Here is an 18,454-nt window from a genome sequence, read left to right as displayed (position 1 = left end):
CATCCCCGGTCGCCGCGGCCTCACAGCGGCTCCTCACGGAACCCGCCCTCCCTCAGCTCGAGTCGCAGATCGAGTCCCAGCCGCGCGAGGAAGGCGTCGTCGTGGCTCACGACGAGCACCGCACCCCGGTACGCCCGTACCGCCCCGACGAGTTGATCCACCGTGTCGAGGTCGAGATTGTTCGTCGGTTCGTCGAGCACGAGCAGCTGCGGGGGCGGATCGGCGAAGAGCAGCCGGGCGAGCGCCACGCGGAAGCGCTCGCCACCCGACAACGACGCCACCGGCCGCGCGACGGTGTCTCCGCGCAGCAGGAACCGCGCCAGCCGGTCGCGCAGCTCCGACGTCGGCACGCCGGGCGCCGCCTCCTCGAGGTTCGCGAGCACGGACCGGTCGTCGTCCAGTCCGTCGAGGCGCTGCGGCAGATAGCCGAGCCGATCGACGAACGTCCGGGAGCGAATGGATGCCGAGGACTCGCCGCCGCGCACGAGACGCTCGAGCAGGGTCGTCTTGCCGGCGCCGTTCGGCCCGACCAGCGCGACGCGTTCGCGGCCGGTGACGATCCACTCGCGCTCGTCGTCGCCGATCGTGAGGATGCGACGCCCGGCGGCATTGCCCGGGTCGGGCAGGTCGATGCGGACGACGTCGTCGTCGCGGACGCGCGCGGAGGCGTTCGTCAACGCGGAGCGCGCCGCCTCCTCTTTGCCGCGCATCTCGGTCCGCAGGCGACCCGCGCTGACCTGGGCGGAGTTCGCTCGAAGCCCCGCGAACATCTTCGGCACGCGTTTCTCGACCTGCGCCTTGTGCGCGACGCGGGCGCGGGTGGCCAGCGTGTCCTGCGCCTGGATGCGCTCTCGGCGCTCTCGGCGGAAGGCCTGCGCGGCGTCGCGTTCCGCGCGCAGCGCCGCCTCCTGCTCCGCGTCGCGGTGGGCGCGCCACGCGCTGTAGGGCCCGCCGACGACCTCCAGCGTGTGGTCGTAGAGCTCGGCCGTGGCATCCGTCAGCTCCAGGAGGCCGATGTCGTGACTGACGACGACGAGGGCACCCGGCCACGACCGCACGAGCTCGCCGACGCGCGCACGCGCCTCGCGGTCGAGGTCGTTCGTCGGCTCGTCGAGGAGGGTCACGGCCGCTCTCGCGTCGCGCAGACCGAGCAGAGCGAGCACCATCGCCTCCCCGCCCGACACCTGAGCGACCGTGCGGTCGAGGGCGCCTGCGGGAAGGCCCGCTTCGGCGAGGAGGGCGTGCGCCCTCGCCTCGACGTCCCAGTCGTCGCCGACCGCGTCGAAGTGACGCGGATCGACGTCGCCGGACTCGATCGCCCGCAGCGCATGAAGCGACTCCTCGAGCCCGAGCAGCGAGGCCACGGACCGTCTCGGATCCACGGCCAGACGTTGGGGGAGCATCGCGACGTCGCCCGAGGCCGAGACCTGACCGGAGGTGGGCGCGATGAGCCCGGAGGCGACGCGGAGCAAGGTGGATTTGCCGGCTCCGTTGCGACCGACGAGGCCCGTGCGGCCGACGCCGATCGCCCCCGACACGTCGTCGAGCGCGACGGTGCCGTCGGGCCAGACGAGCCGGACGCGGTCGAACAGCAGAGAAGAAGGAAGGGATGACACGAGAAGACTCCGATGACGCGGGTGCGCGGACACCGGACCCGTCCGCATCAGCGGAGGGAGGCCGAGAAGACGGCGGGTCGACGGGTCAGCGCGCGGACAGGGGCGCGGAAGCGTCGACGTTCTTCACCGGAGGAGACCTCGTTCTCGGGGACAGGGGTGCCCACGATAGCCCATGACGGGCCGTCGCGGTACCCTCCTCAGCTCGTCGCGGGTCGGGCCCGCTCGCCGAGACGCGCGTCGAGGAAGGCGCGGACGTCGTCGAGCTCGTCGTGCGAGACCGAATGGGTCAGCCCGGGGTAGACGCGACCGCTCAGCTCGCTGTGGGCGGGGAGCCACTGCGCCGTGACGTCGACGAGCGTCGTCGGGATGACGTCGTCGGCGGCCCCGCGCCCCCAGAACACGGGCGGGCGACGCTCGGCGAGAACCGCGTCGCCGGGGAGTTCGCCGGAGGCGGCGTAGCCGGCCAGCACGACGACGAACGAGACGGCCTCGGGGTCGACGCGCAGGGTCTGGAGGGCGACCGCACCGCCCTGGGAGAAACCGAGCAGACCGACGGGCTCCGCACCGACCTCCTCGCGGATCCAGGCCAGGACGGCGTGTGCGGCGAGGGTGATCGTCCCGGGGTCGCGGCCGTCGAGGCCCTCGATGGGGTACCAGGACGCCCCCGGCGTGGGCCACGGCGGAGCGAGCGGAGCGCGAACGCTCGCGACGACGAACGCCTCGGGGAGATACGGGACCAGCCCGAAGAGGTCGTTCTCGTCGGACCCGTAGCCGTGCAGCATCACCAGGACCGGCCGTCCGGCGCGCTCGGCGGGAGGGGCGGACCACCGGACGACGGACGGATCGAGGGACGGGTGAGCGCTCATGCGGCCATTGTCGCAAAGGCCTCCGACATCGCGACCGGAACGACGCCGAGGCGCCGGACACGCGGCATCCGGGGCGGACCGTTGATATACAGGGAGCATGCCCGTGCGCACTCCCGATCCCGAACCCGGCGACAACGGCGATGAGCGCGAGCCGCTCTCCGCGTCCTTCTCAGGGACCCCGGGGGGTCCCCATCCCAACCCGGGCTGGCTGAGCGAGGTCGAGCTCGCCGAGGCGCGGCGCCGGCTGCCCATGCTCTACGTCGAGGCGCTGCCCGTGCGCACCGACGGCATGGGAGCCGTGACCCAGGTCGGCATCCTGCTGCGGGCGACACCCCTCGGCGAGATGACCCGCACGCTCGTCTCGGGGCGCGTGCGCTACGGCGAGACGGTGCGCGACGCGCTCTTCCGCCACCTCGAGAACGATCTGGGGCCCATGGCGTTCCCGCTGCTGCCGCCGTCGCCCACCCCGTTCACGGTGGCGGAGTACTTCCCGCTCCCCGGGGTCAGCGCCTTCCACGACGACCGACAGCACGCGGTCGCCCTGGCGTTCGTGGTCCCGGTGACCGGCACCTGCGAGCCGCGCCAGGACGCGCTCGAAGTGACGTGGCTGTCGCCCGAGGAAGCGGCATCCGATGCCCTCTCCGATGAGATGGAGGGAGGCCGCGGCACCCTCATCCGCCAGGCGCTGGCTTCGGTGGGCGCGCTGCGCTGAGCCTCCTCCCCGACCCGGGTCCCAGCGGAATCATCCCCCGCACCGTTGCCGGTGTCGGCGGCCCTGCCTAGGGTCGAGGCATGGCGCATCCTCCCCTGGAACCCCTGTCCCTCCCTCGCGATCTCGACGGCTGGAAGACGTTCGCCGCCGAGCGGCCCGCGGAACGCCTCGAGCGCGTCGCCGCGATCGACGCCCGTCTCGTCGACGAACCCGACCTGTCCCTGCGCGAACGACTGGAGCTGTGGAACGAGGCGGACGTCGCGCTCGCCGAGGCCGCGGCGCCCTCGCACCTCGTCAGCGAGTCGCACCCCGATGCCGAGGTGCGCGATGCGGCCGAGAAGCAGGCGCAGGCCGTCGACGCGGTGCAGTCCCGCCGACTCCTCGACCGCGGTCTGTGGAAGGTTTTCGCGGACGCCGATCCGTCCGGGCTCGCCCCCGACGAGCAGCGCTTCCTCGAGCAGGTCCGTCGCGACTTCCGTCGGGGAGGTGTGGACCTCCCGGATGCCGACCGGGAACGCGTTCGCGAGCTGACCGACCGCGACACCGAGCTGTCGTTGACGTTCTCCCGGAACATCCGCGAGGGTCGGCGGGAGGTCCGCGTCCCCGGGTACGCGCTCGACGGCCTCCCCGCGGACTTCCTCGCGGAGCACCCGGCCGACGAGGACGGGATGGTCGCGCTGACGACCGAGTACACCGACCTCATGCCGGTACGGGAATACGCTCGCGACCGGTCCGTGCGTCACGCGCTGATGGGCGCGTACAACGACCTCGCGTGGCCCGTCAACGAAGCCGTGCTCGCCGAGCTGCTGTCGGTGCGGGCCCAGCGCGCAGCCCTGCTCGGATACGGCGATTGGGCGGACTACGAGACCGAGACGCGCATGATCGGGTCGAGCGCCGCGGTGCGCGCGTTCCTCGACCGCGTGGCCGAGGCGGTCGCCCCGGCGGCGGCTCAGGAGTACGCGCGCGTGCTCGACCGTCTGCGACGAGACGACCCCGGTGCAGAGGCGGTGACGATCGCCGACTTCTGGTACATCCTCGGCGCGCTCAAGCGCGAGGAGTGCGACGTCGACGCGCAGCTCGTGCGGTCGTACTTCCGCTTCGACCGCGTGCTCGATGGGGTGCTCGACACGACCGGGCGTCTGCTCGACGTGCGCTACGTTCCGGTCGACGCGCCCTCGTGGCACGACGACGTCCGCACCTACGACGTCGTCCGCGGCGAGGAGCGACTCGGCCGCATCCACCTCGACCTCCACCCCCGTGACGGCAAGTACAACCACGCGGCCTGCTTCGGTCTCGCCCCCGGTATCTCCGGGCGGTCGCTTCCCGAGTCGGTGCTGCTCTGCAACTTCTCCCGCGGTCTCCTCGAGCACGACGAGGTGGTGACGTTCTTCCACGAGTTCGGACACCTCGTGCACGACATCCTCGGCGGCCATCAGAGCTGGGCGCGGTGGACGGGCGTGGCGACGGAGTGGGACTTCGTCGAGGCGCCCAGCCAGCTGCTCGAGGAATGGGCGTGGGACGCCGAGGCGCTCGCCGCCTTCGCCGTGAACGACGAGGGTGAGCCGATCCCCGCCGACCTCGTCGCGCGCATGCGGACGGCCGACGCGTTCGGCCGGGCCCTCGAGGTCACGCGTCAGCTCGGGCACGCGACGACCTCGTACCGCCTGCACGTCGACCGGCCCGCCGACCTCGCCGCCGCCGTGGACGGCTACTACCGCGCCGCCAGCCCCGTCACTCCGCTCGACGGCTCGCACTCCTACGCCGGCTTCGGGCACCTCACCGGCTACGGCGCCTGCTACTACACGTACCAGTGGAGCCTCGTGATCGCGCGCGATCTGCTCTCCGCCTTCGGCGACGACCTGTTCGACGTCGAGGCGGCCACGCGCTACCGGCGCGAGATCCTCGAGCCGGGCGGCACCCGCGACGCCCGCGACCTCGTGGAGTCGTTCCTGGGCCGGGAGTCCACCTTCGACGCCTACCGGGCCTGGCTCGCCGGCGCCTGATGAGAAGAGAGGGCCGCGGCATCCCGATCAGGATGCCGCGACCCTCTCGCCTCGCGGTGCGTCAGGCGGTCGTCTCGCGCGCGACCGCCTGGACGAACGCGTCGATGTCGGCCTCGGTGGTGTCGAAAGAGCACATCCAGCGCACCTCGCGCCGCAGCTCGTCCCAGTCGTAGAAGCGGAAGCTCTCGCGGAGCCGATCGGCGACGCCGACGGGAAGCGTCGCGAAGACACCGTTCGCCTGCGTGGGCTGGGTGAACTCGACGCCCTGGATCGAGCCGTCGGTGAGACCCGCCTCGATACCGGCGCGCAGACGCTGAGCCATGGCGTTGGAGTGGCGGGCGTTGCGCAGCCAGAGATCGTTCTCGAGCAGTGCGACTAGCTGAGCGGACACGAAGCGCATCTTGCTGGAGAGCTGCATGTCGAGCTTGCGCAGGTAGGTCAGCCCCGTGGACGCCTCGGGGTCGAGCACCACGATGGCTTCGCCGATCATCGCGCCGTTCTTGGTGCCTCCGAAGCTGAGCACGTCCACGCCGGCATCGCGGGTGAAGGTGCGCAGCGGGACGTCGAGGGCCGCGGCGGCGTTCGAGATGCGCGCGCCGTCCATGTGCAGGCGCATGCCGTGTCCGTGGGCGTGGGCGGCGAGCTCGCGGATCTCCTCGACGCTGTACAGCGTGCCCAGTTCGGTCGACTGGGTGATCGAGACGACGAGCGGCTGGGCGCGGTGCTCATCGCCCCAGCCCCACGCTTCGCGATCGACGAGCTCGGGGGTGAGCTTGCCGTCGTCGGTGGGAACGGTGAGCAGCTTGATCCCGCCCACCCGCTCGGGCGCGCCGCCCTCATCGACGTTGATATGAGCGGTGGATGCCGAGATCACGGCGCCCCAGCGGGGGAGCATCGACTGCAGGCCGACGACGTTGGCGCCCGTTCCGTTGAAGACCGGGTAGGCCTCGACGCCGTCGCCGAGAAGCGAGACGAACAGCTCCTGGAGGCGGGCGGTGTAGACGTCTTCGCCATACGCGACCTGGTGGCCGTCATTGGCGGCGGAGATCGCGGCGAGGACATCGGGGTGGATGCCGGAGTAGTTGTCGGAGGCGAAGCCGCGCACCGAGGAGTCGTGGAGGGTGGTCACCGTTCCAGCGTAACGACCGTCGGACTCGCCCCTCCTCCCCACCCGCGGATCACGGCGGGTTGTCCCCATCCGGCCCCGCCTGGGCCCTCGAGTGTCGGTGGGGCCGGGAAGAATGGCGGAATGCACATCGACCCCGAGGCGCTCAGCATCGCCGGCGAGATCTTCTCTCCGGCGGCGATGACGCGCGCGGATCGGCTCCTGGTCTACGGCTCGGTCGAGGTCGGTGACGTGAAGAGCTTCGACGGCGTCGTCGTCGTCTCGGCGCAGTCTTTCGGCGCGGCGGGCTATGAGCATCTCGAACTGCGGGTCCCCACCGACTTCACGCGCGTGTCGGGGTGGTGCTCCTGCGGGCGGGGCCCGGAGTGCGAGCACTGCTGCGCGGCAGCCGTCGTGCTCATCGATCGCCTGATCTCGGCGGGTCGGCCCCCGCGCCCCGAGTGGCAGCGATCGTTGGACGAGCTGCTCGCCGTGGGTGCGCGGATCGAGCACGAGCCCGAGGCCGAGCTGTGCCTGTTCCTCGCCATCCGCCGCGGCGGTGGTCACGGGCGCAGCACCGCTTTGACCCTGACCGCGCGCCCCGGGATGAAGGGCACCCGCGGCACCTGGATCAAGGGGCGCGCCGGGTGGTCGGGCCTGTCGTCGCTCTCCGCCGACACGCGGGCGCGCGCGGCCCTCGACAGCCTGGGCCGTCTCGGCCGCTCCGGGAACGGGGCGTTCCTCTCCGACGAGTGGATGCCGCTCTCCGCCGTGCCGCCCCATTCGCTCTGGATGCAGCTCGAGGCCGTCATGGCGGCGGGCGTGCCGCTGGTCGCGGGCTCGGGCGCTCATCACCCCGTCCACGTCCTCGAGACGGCGAAGACCGCCGCCGTCGCCATCGATCGCCGTGGCTCGGCGCTGCACCTCCGGGGGATCGTCGAGGGCATCGACGACGACATCTCCTCCTCGCCCTCGTGGGTGGTGGGTGACCCCGCCGTGGCGCTGGCCTACGTGTCCGACAGAGACGGTGACGACGAACGCTTCACGCTGGCCCGCCTCGCCGCTCCGGTCACGGGAGCTCTGCGAGGGCTACTGGCGCGGACGGGGGCGCTGTCCGTGGACGCCGCCTCCGACACCTTCTTCCGCGACTACCTGCCCCGGCTCCAGCTGGAGGCGCCCGTGGTCTCGCCGAAGGGGACGATCGAGCTGCCGCCGCCGCCCCGCCCGATTCTCGAGCTCGCTGTCGAGCACCGGGGGGCGCAGGCGTTCGTGACGGCGCGCTGGGATCGAACGTCGACGAACGGTCGGCGCGACGAGGCGCACGAGGCCGCGATATGGGATGCCGCGTCGCGCCTATCGGCTGCGCTGGGTGTGGAGCTGCCGCAGCCGTCCGCGTCGGGCACCACCCCGCCCCGGCCGCTGGCTCCGGCCGATGCCGCGATCTTCGTCGTCGAGGCCGTGCCGCGCCTGCGCGATCTCGACCACGTCCGGGTGCGGATCGCGGAGGGGGGCGAGTCGTACCGTGCGGCCACCGAGCCGGCCTCCGTCGAGCTGCGAACCGGAGACGACGACGGCAGCGACTGGTTCGACCTGCACGCGCGCGTCACGGTGGGTGACGCCGAAGTGGACTTCGCCGACCTGTATACGGCTCTCGTCGTCGGCCACCGTGCACTCTTCCTGGGTGATGGGTCGTACGTCCGCCTCGACACCCCGGCCTTCGACCGCTTGCGCGCTGTCATCGACGAGGCGCGCACGCTCGCCGATCGACCGGACGGCGAACTGAAGCTCAACCGCTACAACATCGGCCTCTGGGACGACCTCGAAGAACTCGGGTTGCTCGCCGCGCACGAGGCGGAGTGGTGGCTGCGCGTCCGCGGCCTCACCGATGAGGCGTCGCTCGCCCCCATCGCTCCGCCGGTGGGGCTGCGTGCGACGCTGCGCGACTATCAACGTTCCGGTCTGGACTGGCTGCACTTCCTCCGGACGCAGGGTCTGGGCGGCGTGCTCGCCGACGACATGGGGCTGGGCAAGACCGTGCAGGCGATCGCGATGATGGAGGCCGCCCGAGAGGACGACCCCGGGATGGCGCCGTTCCTCATCGTCGCGCCGACCAGCGTGGTCGGCAACTGGGCGCGCGAGTGCGCGGCCTTCGCACCGGGACTCCGGGTGACGACGGTCACGTCGACGCAGGCGCGGCGAGCGGGCCCGATCGCCGATGCAGCCGCCGGCGCACACGTGGTGGTGACCAGCTACGCCCTGTTCCGCCTGGAGCAGGAGCAGTACGCCGATGTCGCGTGGTCGGGACTCGTTCTCGACGAGGCCCAGCAGATCAAGAACCCGTCGTCGCGAGGCTATCGCGCGGCGCGGGCGCTGTCGGTGCCGTTCACGCTCGTCATCACCGGTACTCCGATGGAGAACAACCTCCTCGAGCTCTGGGCGCTCATGTCTCTCGTGGCTCCGGGGCTCCTGGGAACGCGGGAGTCGTTCACGGCGATGTACCGGACGCCGATCGAGAAGCAGTCCGACAACGCCCGGCTCGATCTGCTGCGCCGCCGCATCCGTCCCTTCCTGCTCCGGCGAACGAAAGAGCTCGTCGCCGCCGAGCTGCCCTCCAAGCAGGAGACCGTGGTCGAGGTGACCCTCCATCCCGCTCACCGCAAGCTGTACGACCGGCGCTTCCATCGCGAGCGTCAACGGCTGCTCGGGCTCCTCGACGACGCCGACGGCAACCGCTTCGCCATCTTCCGCTCGCTGACGATGCTGCGCCAGCTCGCGCTGGACCCCGCGCTCGTCGACGAGGGCGAGGCACCCTCCGCCAAGCTCGATGCCCTGGTCGACCTGGTCGCCGAGGCCGCCGCCGAGGGGCACCGCGTCCTGGTGCTGAGCCAGTTCACCCGGTTCTTGCGCGCGGCGCGTGACAGATGCACCGAGGCGGGGCTGGCCTCGGGCTATCTCGACGGCGCCACCACGCACCGTCAGTCCGAGATCGACCGCTTCCGGGACGGCGACGACCCGGCGTTCTTCATCTCGCTGAAGGCGGGTGGGGTCGGGCTCAACCTCGTCGAGGCCGACTACGTGGTGCTGCTCGACCCGTGGTGGAACCCCGCCGTCGAAGACCAGGCCATCGATCGCGCCCACCGGATCGGGCAGACCCGACCGGTGATCGTCTACCGCCTCGTCGCCGCCGACACCATCGAGCAGAAGGTGGTGGCCCTCCGCGAGGCGAAGGCCGATCTGTTCTCTCGCGTGCTCGACGGGGGAGAGGGGGAGGCCTTCGGCGGGGCGACGCGTCTGACGGCGGCCGACATCCGGAGCCTCATCGACTGACCGGCTGAGTCTCGGGGCATGGACACCCCGGGCCGCCAGACGCCAGCCGTCAGCCCACCGGCCCTCGGCTCAGGGACCCCGACCTTCGGCCCACGGTCCACCCGGGCACTCGACCCGCCCCGGGCACCCGACCCGCCCCGCTCGGGCACTCGACCCGCCCCGGGCACCCGACCAGCCCCGGGCACCCGACCAGCCCCGGGCACCCGCCCCCCCAGGGTCCCTGACCCGGCCCTGGTCAATGTCGGAGCCCCGGTCTACCGTGGCGCTATGTCCGAGAGTCCGGCCTCCGCAGCACCGCCCGCCGCGGTCGCGTCCGCGGGGCACCGCACCTTCCTGGCGGTGCTCGTCAACACGGCCGCGGCCAACGTGACCACGAGCTTCCTCTGGTTCGCCCTCACGTTCTGGGTCTACCTCGAGACCCGCTCCGTCCTCGCCACCGGCATCGTCGGCGGCGCCTACATGCTTCTGCTCGCCGTCTTCGCGATGGTCTTCGGCTCGCTCATCGACCGCCACCGCAAGCACCGGGTGATGGTCGTCTCCGGGTTCGTGACGCTCGTGGCGTTCCTGCTGGCGGGGGCGCTCTGGCTGGCGTTCCCCGAGGCCACCCTGCTCGATCTCGGGGAGCCGTGGTTCTGGCTGTTCTCGGGCATCGTCCTGGCCGGGGCCGTGATCGAGAACCTCCGCAACATCGCCCTGTCGACGACCGTCACCCTCCTCGTCCCCGTCGAGCGTCACGCCCACGCGAACGGACTCGTCGGCACGGTGCAGGGCCTCGCCTTCGTCGTGACGAGCGTCTTCAGCGGTCTGTCCGTCGGGTTTCTCGGAATGGGGTGGACGCTGGCGATCGCCCTCGTCCTGACGGCTCTCGCGCTCGTGCACCTGCTGACCATCCGGATCCCCGAAGAGCGTCCCGCCGCCGGCGAGACGCCCGGCCCCGTCGTCGACCTGCGCGGCGCCGTCCGAGCCGTTCGCCGTGCGCCGGGGCTGTTCGCGCTGATCGTCTTCTCGACGTTCAACAACCTCATCGGCGGCGTCTACATGGCGCTCATGGACCCGTACGGGCTCGAGATGTTCGACGTGCAGATCTGGGGCGTCGTCCTCGGTGTCACGGCGACCGGTTTCATCATCGGCGGAGGCCTCGTCGCGAAGTTCGGCCTCGGCAAGAACCCCATCCGCACGATGCTCTGGATCGTCATCGCGATGGGTGTGCTCGGGGCGCTCTTCACCCTGCGCGAGTGGTGGTGGCTCTACGCGCTCGGCATCTGGGTGTACATGGCCCTGATCCCACCCGTCGAGGCGGCGGAGCAGACCGTCATCCAGAAGGTCGTCCCCTTCGAGACCCAGGGGCGCGTCTTCGGCTTCGCGGCGGCGTTCGAGTCGGCCGCCGCACCCGTCACGTCGTTCCTCATCGCCCCGATCGCGCAATTCGTCATCATCCCGTACATGAACGGCGAGAGCGGGCGGGCGACCTGGGGCTGGCTGCTCGGCGAGGGCGACTCGCGCGGCATCGCCCTGGTCTTCGCGATCTCGGGCGTCGTGATGGTGATCGCGGCCTCGCTCGCGTTCCTCACCCGCTCCTACCGGACGCTCTCGCGGCAGTACCGGACGGCCGAGGTCAACGCCGACGTCTCGGCGCCCGCAGAGGCGGACGCGAAGACGAAGCCCGCCTAACCGCCCGCGCTGATCTCGATGACCGTGTCGTTCCACGCGGTGGCGTCGTCGTCCCACAGAGCGACGACGGCGGATGCCAAGGCCTCCTCGAGACCGTCCAGACTCTTCACGCGGAAGACCACGCCGGCGGCGGTGACCCGACGCCCCGCGTCGCGCGCCGCCTTCGAATACCCCTGGGCGACGGCACGCGTCCACGCCTCGCTCGCGGCCTTCACGGCGGCGTAGTTCGCGCCGCCGGCGAGGGGGCGGACGACGGCGGTCGACGACACGATCGCCAGTCGACCGACATCCGAGGATCCAAGGTCGTCGTCGAAGACGCGGCTGACGTGACGCAGGGCCGTGAATGAGCGCAGCAGCACGTCGAAGTCCTCGTCGCTCTGGCCCGCCAGCCCGCCTCCGCCGCGCCAGCCGCCCACGAGGTGGACGATCCCGTCGACCGGACCGTGCGCGGCGTGCACGCGCTCGCGCAGGGCGATGACGGCAACCGGGTCGGTGAGGTCGCACAGCTCGGTCGCCGCCCCGGGCGCGTTCTCGCCGCTTTCGCGCAGCCGTCCGGCGTGCGAGCCCACCACGACCACGCGCGCTCCGGCGGCCACGAGCGCGCGAGCGCACGCGCGGCCCGCCGCACTCGTGCCACCCGCGAGCAGGACGAGCCGCTCGCGCACGAGCTCGCCGGGCGCGGCCGCGGAGTCCATGGTCGTGTTGCTCATCGGGGTCGTCAGTCGGTCCCGCGGATACCCTCGGTCGACGCGATCACGGGCCGCATCTTCTTCTCGAGCGCCTCGAAGAACATCGACAGCGGGAACTCGTCGTCGAGCACCGCGTCGGTGTAGCCCTTGGGCAGGCCGGCGAGCACCTCGTCCGGCAGCCCGCGCGCCCACGCCGAGGCGGGGTGGGGCGTGACGACCCCGCGCACCAGGTCGTACGCGGCGAGCCAGTGAGCGACCTTCGGGCGGTCGATCGAGCGCCAGTACAGCTCGTCGATCGCGTCCGCGAGGGCGATGACCGCGGCGGGCACCTCGTCCCAGTCGAAGGCGAGCGAGGTGTCGGTCCAGTGCAGCACGCGGCGCTGGTGCAGCCACGCGAACAGCAGCTGGCCGCCGAGGCCGTCGTAGTTGCGAACGCGCGAGCCGGTGATCGCGAAGCGGAAGATGCGGTCGAAGATGACGGCGTACTGCACGAGCTCGGCGTGCTCGAGCATCGCCTTCTCGGCGGCGTCGAGGTCGTCGCGCGCGGACAGGCGCGCCTGCAGCGAGACGCACTCTCGGAAGGCGGTGAGGTCGCACCGCAGCTCCTCGAGCGAGTAGAGGAAGAACGGCATCCGCTGCTTGATCATGAACGGGTCGAACGGCAGGTCGCCGCGCATGTGCGTGCGGTCGTGAATGAGGTCCCACATGACGAACGTCCGCTCCGTGAGCGCCTGGTCGTCGAGCATGCGGGCGGCGGCGTCGGGGAGCTCGAGCTTCGTGATGTCGGCGGCGGCGCGGGTCACGCGCCGGTACCGGGCGGCTTCGCGGTCCTGGAAGATCGCGCCCCACGTGAAGGTCGGGATCTCGCGCATCGCCACGGTCTCGGGGAAGAGCACGGCCGAGTTGGTGTCGTATCCCGAGGTGAAGTCGATCAGGCGCAGCGAGACGAACAGCCGGTTGGTGTACTCGGTCTCGAGGCGCGCGATGAAGTCGGGCCAGATCGCCTCGACCAGCACGGCCTCGACGTGCCGGGCGCTGGAGCCGTTCTGCGTGTACATCGGGAAGACGACGAGATGACGGATGCCGTCGACCCGGTGCTCCTGAGGCTGGAACGCCACGAGGGAGTCGAGGAAGTCGGGCACGCCGAGGCCCTCGTCGCGCCAGCGGCGGAAGTCGGCGACGGATGCCGAGAGGTACGCCTCGTCGTGGGGGAAGAGGGGTGCGAGGGCCTCGATGGCGGCGACCACGTCGTCGATCAGGGGAGTCGCCGCGGCGGTGTCCTCGATGGAGCCGTCTTTGGACTGCAGCGACTGGAGGGCGGTGGCGGCGTTCTTGAGCTGCGCCCAGGCGGGGGTCTGCTCGACCGTGTCGACGCCGTGGCCGCCGATCAGATCGTCGGTGGCACGGGTGGGCGTGGCGATGGTCATGGCATCCTCCATTCGAAGCTGTAAATATTCCTGCTGAACGTGCAGACTAACGGAAAACTTACGGGGTGCGCCAGGGCCGCGGGGGAGCTCGCTGGTACTGTCGAGCGCATGACCGAGGCCCCCGCCCGCGCCCCCCGCCTCGAGGACTCCGTCGACGCGGCGATCGTGCGCGAGATCTCCCTCGACGCGCGCGCGACGCTCTCCCACCTCTCCGAGCGCGTCGGCCTGTCGGTGTCGGCGGTGCAGTCGCGGCTCCGCCGGCTGGAGGCGCGCGGCATCGTGAAGGGATACCGGCCCGTCCTCGACGCCGAGGCCCTCGGGCGCCCGCTCGCCGCCTTCGTCGAGATCACGCCCCTCGACCCTGCCCAGCCCGACAACGCCCCCGAGCTCCTCGCCCACCTGACCCCGATCGAGGCCTGCCACTCGATCGCGGGCGAGGCGGCGTACATGCTCTTCGTCCGCGTGCCCACCCCGCGCGACCTCGAGGAGCTGATCCGCGACATCCGCGCCGCAGCCCAGGTGAATACTCGAACGACCGTGGTGCTGCAGACCTTCTTCGAAGCGCGCCCGATCGAGCCCGCCGACTTCCCGGCCTGATCCGCCACGGCCCCCGTCGCTCCCGCCTGCGCCCAACGGCCGATGCGGATACATCCCCCGACGGATGCCGCGCCGCCGTGGCCCCGCGTAGCGTGGCCGTGATGTTCGCTCTCCGCCCGCTCACGCGCTATCAACTGGTCACCGACCTCGGCATCGCCGTCGTCTTCTTCCTGGTGGCCATCGCCGTCGAGCTCGTCGCGAGCGCCACCCCCATCGACAACGTCGTCGCGTTTCTCGTCGCGATCTCCTTCGCGGGCGCCGTCGCGCTCCGACGGCTCCAACCGGCCCTCGCCCTGACGGCCGCCTGGGTGGCCGCTCTCGTGCAGATGGCCTCCGGCCGGCAGCCCTCGCCGTCCGACCTCGCGATCTTCGCCGTGCTCTACACCACCGCGGCGTACGGCTCCCGACGCGTGTTCTGGTTCGGCTTCGTCTCGGCGATCGTGGGAGCGGCGCTGGTGCCGACCTACCTGGTGGGTCGCGGTTTGCAGGCTCCGCCGAACGGCAACGAGTGGTTCGCCGTGATCGCGCTGTTCCTCGCGGCGGGGTTCGCCCTCATGCTCGCGTGGGTGTGCGGCGCCCTCGTGCGCACGGCGATGCGGGCGGCCGCGAACAGTCGGGCTCAACGCGTCGCCGAGGCCGAGACCATCGCCGAACAGGAGCGCGTGCGCATCGCGCGTGACATGCACGACGTCGTGGCCCACTCGCTGGCGGTCGTCATCGCCCAAGCCGACGGGGCGCGGTACGCCGCGGCATCCGATCCCCAGGCCACCTCCGAGGCGCTCACGACGATCTCGGCGACCGCACGCGCGGCGCTCGCCGACGTGCGGCTGCTGCTCACGCAGTTGCGCCACTCGCAGGCCGAGGGACCGCAGCCCACGCTCGCCGACCTCGACGCCCTGTTCCACCGGATGCGGGCGGCAGGGGTCGCGCTCGAGGTCGAGGTCGATCCCCTGCCTCCCGGCGAACCCCCCGCGGCCATCCAGCTCGCGGTGTACCGCATCATGCAGGAGGCGCTGACGAACGCTCTGCGCCACGGCGTCGATCCGCGCGTGCGCGTGCACCTGGGGTGGTGGCCCGACCGCGTCGTGGTCTCGGTGCGAAACGCCCGGGCCACGGCATCCCCTCCCGTCCTGCCGTCGCCGGCGTCCGGCGGACACGGACTCATCGGCATGCGCGAGCGCGCTCAGCTCGTCGGCGGGCACCTCACCGCGGGTCCGGAGTACGGTGAGTTCGTCGTCCGCGCGACCCTTCCGATCGGCGCGCCGCTGGACGCCCGCACGGTGCACCGTCCCGACCCGCGAGAGGAGCCGTCGTCATGACCGCCCCCGTCCGCATCGTCCTCGTCGACGATCAGGCCCTGTTCCGCGCCGGCATCCGGATGGTGATCGACTCCCAGTCCGACCTCGAGGTCGTGGGGGAGGCCTCGGACGGACGCGAGGGCGTCGAGGTCGTGCGCGCGACGCGGCCCGACCTGGTGCTCATGGACGTGCGCATGCCCGTCATGGACGGCCTCGCGGCCACCGCCGAGATCCTGCGCGAGCCCGACGCTCCGCGCGTGGTGGTGCTCACGACCTTCGACCTCGACGAGGCCGCGGCCCGAGCGATCCAGGGTGGGGCGAGCGGGTTCCTCCTCAAGGACTCCGAGCCCGAGTTCCTCCTCTCGGCCGTGCGGACGGTCCACGCCGGGTCGGCGGTCATCGCCGCCGAGGCCACGCGGGAGCTCTTCGCCCACATCGCCGACGGCGGGGCGGGGGAGCCGGTGCCGGCTGCCTACGGTTCCCTCACCGACCGCGAGCGCGAGATCTTCGCCCTGGCTGCGGCGGGACTCAGCAACGCCGAGATCGCCGAGCGCGAGTTCCTCTCCGAGGCGACGGTCAAGACGCACATCAGCCGCATCCTCACCAAGCTCGCGCTGCGCGATCGCGTGCAACTGGTCGTCTTCGCCTACCGGCACGGTCTCGTCTGAGGGTCAGCGCCCGCGCCCGCCCGTCAGCTGGCGTCGTCCTCGGGGTCGTGCGCCCAGGTCGGGGCGAGCGCCTTGATGCGCGCCGCACGCCACTGCCACGTCGCCCACAGGGCGGGCCAGAGCGCCGGGGCCGCGGCTCCGCCGATCGTGAGACGCTCGCGCCACAGCGTGCGTCCGGGCTCGCCCGGGGCCTCCGACACCGCCATCTGGTGGTCCCAGACGTCGAGGACCGAGAGCGGTCCGGTCAGCGGCACGCCCCAGTCCCGGAACACGCGTACGCGGCCGTGGTCGTCGGTGGTCTCGCGGTCGGCGACCGAGATCAACTGGCGCCCGACCGGCAGCAGCCCCGCGACGCTCATCTGCACCGGAACGTCGTCGCCCGATTCGAACGAGGTCGGCATCTCGCCGAGCCCCTCGACGTCGAGCAGGGGGCCGTACAGCTCCGCCACGGCCCGCGGGGAGTGCAGGGCACGCCAGGCGGCGTCCGGATCGCAGTCGACGACGAACTTCAGCAGAATGCGCATGCGTCGATCGTGCCCGACCCCGGCGATCGGCGGGCACGGCTTGACGCGGGGTGTCGGTGCCGGGCGATTTACGATCGAGGGATGCCATCCGCTCCCGCCCTCGCCCAGTCCGACTACCAGGTGCGTCTGGACTGGGGCCTGTCGGGGCTGCAGCGCGTGGCCCCGGCCCACGTCGTGATCGTCGTGCAGACGCTGGGTCTGTCGATGCGCGCGATCGACGCCGCCGAACACGGCGGGACGCTTCCCCTGCCCGGCGACCCGGCCGAGGAGCTCGTCCTCGCCGCCGCGCGCGCGGGCGCCCACGTCGTCCTCGGCGGCGTGCGCAATGCCGCCGCGGTCGCCGCGCACGTGCTCGAGGTGCAGCGGGCCCGCGGGGAGCGCACCAGCATCTCCGTCATCGCCGCGGGACACACCGACGTACACGGCCTCCGCTTCGCGGTCGACGATCTCCTGGGCGCGGGCGCCGTCGTCGCCGCTCTCGGCGACCTGGGGATCGATCACGCCTCTCCCGACGCCGCCGTGGCGGGCGAGGGCTTCCGAGCCCTGGGCGGGGCGGTGCGACACCTCCTCACGGCCAGCGGAACGGGCCGCGAGCTCGCCGCCGACGGGGCGCGCGAGGCGGTGCTCGCCGCGGCCGCGCGCGATGCGGCATCCGTCGTCCCGATCGTCCGGGACGGGGCGATCGTCGCGGCCTGAGCGCCTGAGCTGGGCGGTGCGCCCGAACGGGCGACGCGCTCGAACGGGCGACGCGCCCGAACGGGGAGGTACACACGAACGGGGAGGTGCACCCGAACGGGGTGATGCGCCCGGACAGGGCGACGCGCCCGAACGGGGCGATGCGCCCGAACGGGGCGGTGCACGCGGGCCGACCCCAGACCTCGACTACCGGGGGGTCGACGCCGCGAGGCGCGTGGCGCGGCTGATGTCGCGATGCACCCACGACAGGGCGAAGCGCGGGTCGAACGTCGGCGCGCACTTCGCGCACGAGGTCGGCCGCGTCGCGCGGCGGTGCCGGTAGGCGACGTGGCCCGCGGGGCAGGTTCCCACCCACGGGGCGAGTTCGGTGGCGGTCTCGCCGGCGTGGGTCGTGCCGCCGACGTACCCGAGCTCGCGCGCCGTGCGCTTCCACGCCGGCCCGTGCCCGGCGGCGGCCCCCGCGACGGCGTGGGCGACCTCGTGCAGCAGCGTCTGGTGGTTGGTGTCGTCGTCGTAGCGCGCTGACAGGTAGCGCGAGACGCTGATGCGCCTGCGGCCGTAGTCGCACAGGCCCGCGCGTCGCTTGGCGTTGTCGAAGGCGAACGTCCACGATTCGTCGAGGTGAAGGGCGATCAACGCCTCGGCCCAGATGCGGACGCGCTGCAGGTCGGACATGAGCGGAAGCCTAGAACGGACCTACGACACTCAGCTCGCGACGACCTCGCGCGTGCGCCGACGCTCGGCGGCGTCGATCGCCAGCAGGGTCGACTCGAGCTGCGCGTCGGTGGCGCCGGCGTTCTGGCGCAGGAACAACGCCTGCTTGAAGTCGCGGCGGGCGGCGTCGTAGTCGCCCTCGTCGTAGTGCACCTTGCCGCGGTGCTGCAGCGCGAAGGCGGCGATGCTCGCCCAGCCCTGGCCCTCGGCCTCTTCGGCGCACATGGTGAGCTCCTGCTCGGCGGCGGCGTAGGCCCCGCGGCACTGCATGATCGTGGCGTGCAGGATGCGCGCGCGCAGCAGGTCGCGCCGGGTGCCGGCCATGCGGGCCACGCGCACCGACTGCTCCGAGATGGCGAGGGCCTCGTCGAAGCGGTCGAGGACCTTCAGCAACCACACCCGCTCGAGCAGGGCGTGCAGGCTGCGCTGGGAGCCGATCTCCTCGAGCCGCTCCGCGCACTCGCGGGAGTCGGTGACCTCGCGCAAGGTGTCGGGGTCGTACCCGTGGATGTAGCTCACCATCGCTCCTCTCGTCCGGCAG

At 72.0% G+C, this 18,454-nt stretch carries 16 protein-coding genes; 8 read left to right on the top strand and 8 right to left on the bottom strand.

The genetic code is table 11. The features are described 5' to 3' along the window. Positions 1–20: 20 nt before the first annotated feature. The gene (locus F9B98_RS04120; protein ID WP_150953214.1) at positions 21–1,664 is read right to left on the bottom strand and encodes an ABC-F family ATP-binding cassette domain-containing protein; all 1,644 of its coding nucleotides are present in this window, start codon (positions 1,662–1,664) and stop codon (positions 21–23) included. Positions 1,665–1,813: 149 nt separating this feature from the next. After that, entirely contained in the window at positions 1,814–2,482 is a 669-nt protein-coding gene (locus F9B98_RS04115; protein ID WP_150953210.1) for an alpha/beta hydrolase, read from the bottom strand. A gap of 97 nt (positions 2,483–2,579) precedes the next feature. On the opposite strand from F9B98_RS04115, the gene F9B98_RS04110 reads away from it, so the two are divergent. Then, positions 2,580–3,194, top strand: coding sequence for an NUDIX hydrolase family protein (locus tag F9B98_RS04110; protein ID WP_150953207.1), 615 nt, complete (start codon positions 2,580–2,582; stop codon positions 3,192–3,194). Between the two features lie 80 nt (positions 3,195–3,274). After that, entirely contained in the window at positions 3,275–5,197 is a 1,923-nt protein-coding gene (locus F9B98_RS04105; protein ID WP_150953204.1) for a M3 family metallopeptidase, read from the top strand. Between the two features lie 61 nt (positions 5,198–5,258). Here the strand turns inward: F9B98_RS04105 and F9B98_RS04100 are convergent, their stop codons facing one another. After that, positions 5,259–6,326 carry a threonine aldolase family protein gene (locus F9B98_RS04100; protein ID WP_150953199.1) on the bottom strand — a complete coding sequence of 356 codons (1,068 nt, stop codon included), beginning with the start codon at positions 6,324–6,326 and terminating at the stop codon, positions 5,259–5,261. A gap of 120 nt (positions 6,327–6,446) precedes the next feature. Between F9B98_RS04100 and F9B98_RS04095 the strand changes: the two genes are divergently transcribed. Both F9B98_RS04095 and F9B98_RS04090 read left to right on the top strand, forming a co-directional pair. Continuing rightward, positions 6,447–9,629, top strand: a complete 3,183-nt coding sequence (locus F9B98_RS04095) for a DEAD/DEAH box helicase (RefSeq protein WP_225310210.1) — start codon at positions 6,447–6,449, stop codon at positions 9,627–9,629. Positions 9,630–9,896: 267 nt separating this feature from the next. Further along, positions 9,897–11,300 carry an MFS transporter gene (locus tag F9B98_RS04090; RefSeq protein ID WP_150953195.1) on the top strand — a complete coding sequence of 468 codons (1,404 nt, stop codon included), beginning with the start codon at positions 9,897–9,899 and terminating at the stop codon, positions 11,298–11,300. On the opposite strand, the gene F9B98_RS04085 is transcribed toward F9B98_RS04090, so the two are convergent. Then, positions 11,297–12,010, bottom strand: coding sequence for an SDR family NAD(P)-dependent oxidoreductase (locus F9B98_RS04085; RefSeq protein WP_150953191.1), 714 nt, complete (start codon positions 12,008–12,010; stop codon positions 11,297–11,299). The genes F9B98_RS04090 and F9B98_RS04085 overlap by 4 nt on opposite strands. A gap of 8 nt (positions 12,011–12,018) precedes the next feature. Further along, the gene (locus tag F9B98_RS04080) at positions 12,019–13,416 is read right to left on the bottom strand and encodes a DUF6421 family protein (protein WP_150953188.1); all 1,398 of its coding nucleotides are present in this window, start codon (positions 13,414–13,416) and stop codon (positions 12,019–12,021) included. Positions 13,417–13,524: 108 nt separating this feature from the next. On the opposite strand from F9B98_RS04080, the gene F9B98_RS04075 reads away from it, so the two are divergent. The 3 genes from F9B98_RS04075 to F9B98_RS04065 all read left to right on the top strand — a co-directional run bounded on the left by F9B98_RS04075 (position 13,525) and on the right by F9B98_RS04065 (position 15,979). Next, on the top strand, positions 13,525–14,013 hold the full coding sequence (locus F9B98_RS04075) for an Lrp/AsnC family transcriptional regulator (protein ID WP_150953185.1): 489 nt from the start codon (positions 13,525–13,527) through the stop codon (positions 14,011–14,013). 101 nt (positions 14,014–14,114) lie between these two features. After that, positions 14,115–15,332 carry a sensor histidine kinase gene (locus F9B98_RS04070; RefSeq protein ID WP_150953182.1) on the top strand — a complete coding sequence of 406 codons (1,218 nt, stop codon included), beginning with the start codon at positions 14,115–14,117 and terminating at the stop codon, positions 15,330–15,332. Then, positions 15,329–15,979 carry a response regulator gene (locus F9B98_RS04065; protein ID WP_150953179.1) on the top strand — a complete coding sequence of 217 codons (651 nt, stop codon included), beginning with the start codon at positions 15,329–15,331 and terminating at the stop codon, positions 15,977–15,979. Before F9B98_RS04070 ends, F9B98_RS04065 begins: the two co-directional genes overlap by 4 nt. 23 nt (positions 15,980–16,002) lie before the next feature. Here the strand turns inward: F9B98_RS04065 and F9B98_RS04060 are convergent, their stop codons facing one another. Then, on the bottom strand, positions 16,003–16,503 hold the full coding sequence (locus tag F9B98_RS04060) for a hypothetical protein (protein ID WP_150953176.1): 501 nt from the start codon (positions 16,501–16,503) through the stop codon (positions 16,003–16,005). A gap of 81 nt (positions 16,504–16,584) precedes the next feature. Here F9B98_RS04060 and F9B98_RS04055 point away from each other — a divergent pair, with 81 nt between their 5' ends. Then, positions 16,585–17,199: a 2-phosphosulfolactate phosphatase gene (locus F9B98_RS04055; RefSeq protein WP_150953174.1), complete on the top strand. Its 615-nt coding sequence runs from the start codon at positions 16,585–16,587 to the stop codon at positions 17,197–17,199. A gap of 186 nt (positions 17,200–17,385) precedes the next feature. Here F9B98_RS04055 and F9B98_RS04045 read toward each other — a convergent pair whose 3' ends face one another. Together F9B98_RS04045 and F9B98_RS04040 are read right to left on the bottom strand one after the other, a co-directional pair. Next, on the bottom strand, positions 17,386–17,874 hold the full coding sequence (locus F9B98_RS04045) for a SprT-like domain-containing protein (protein WP_150953172.1): 489 nt from the start codon (positions 17,872–17,874) through the stop codon (positions 17,386–17,388). 30 nt (positions 17,875–17,904) lie between these two features. Then, positions 17,905–18,432, bottom strand: a complete 528-nt coding sequence (locus tag F9B98_RS04040) for a hypothetical protein (protein WP_150955846.1) — start codon at positions 18,430–18,432, stop codon at positions 17,905–17,907. Positions 18,433–18,454: the final 22 nt, after the last annotated feature.

It is taken from the genome of Microbacterium testaceum StLB037, from assembly GCF_008763945.1.
Classification (GTDB): Bacteria; Actinomycetota; Actinomycetes; order Actinomycetales; family Microbacteriaceae; genus Microbacterium; species Microbacterium testaceum_G.
Note: the sequence above shows the minus strand (reverse complement) of the source record. Positions and strands in the feature narration are given on the sequence as shown.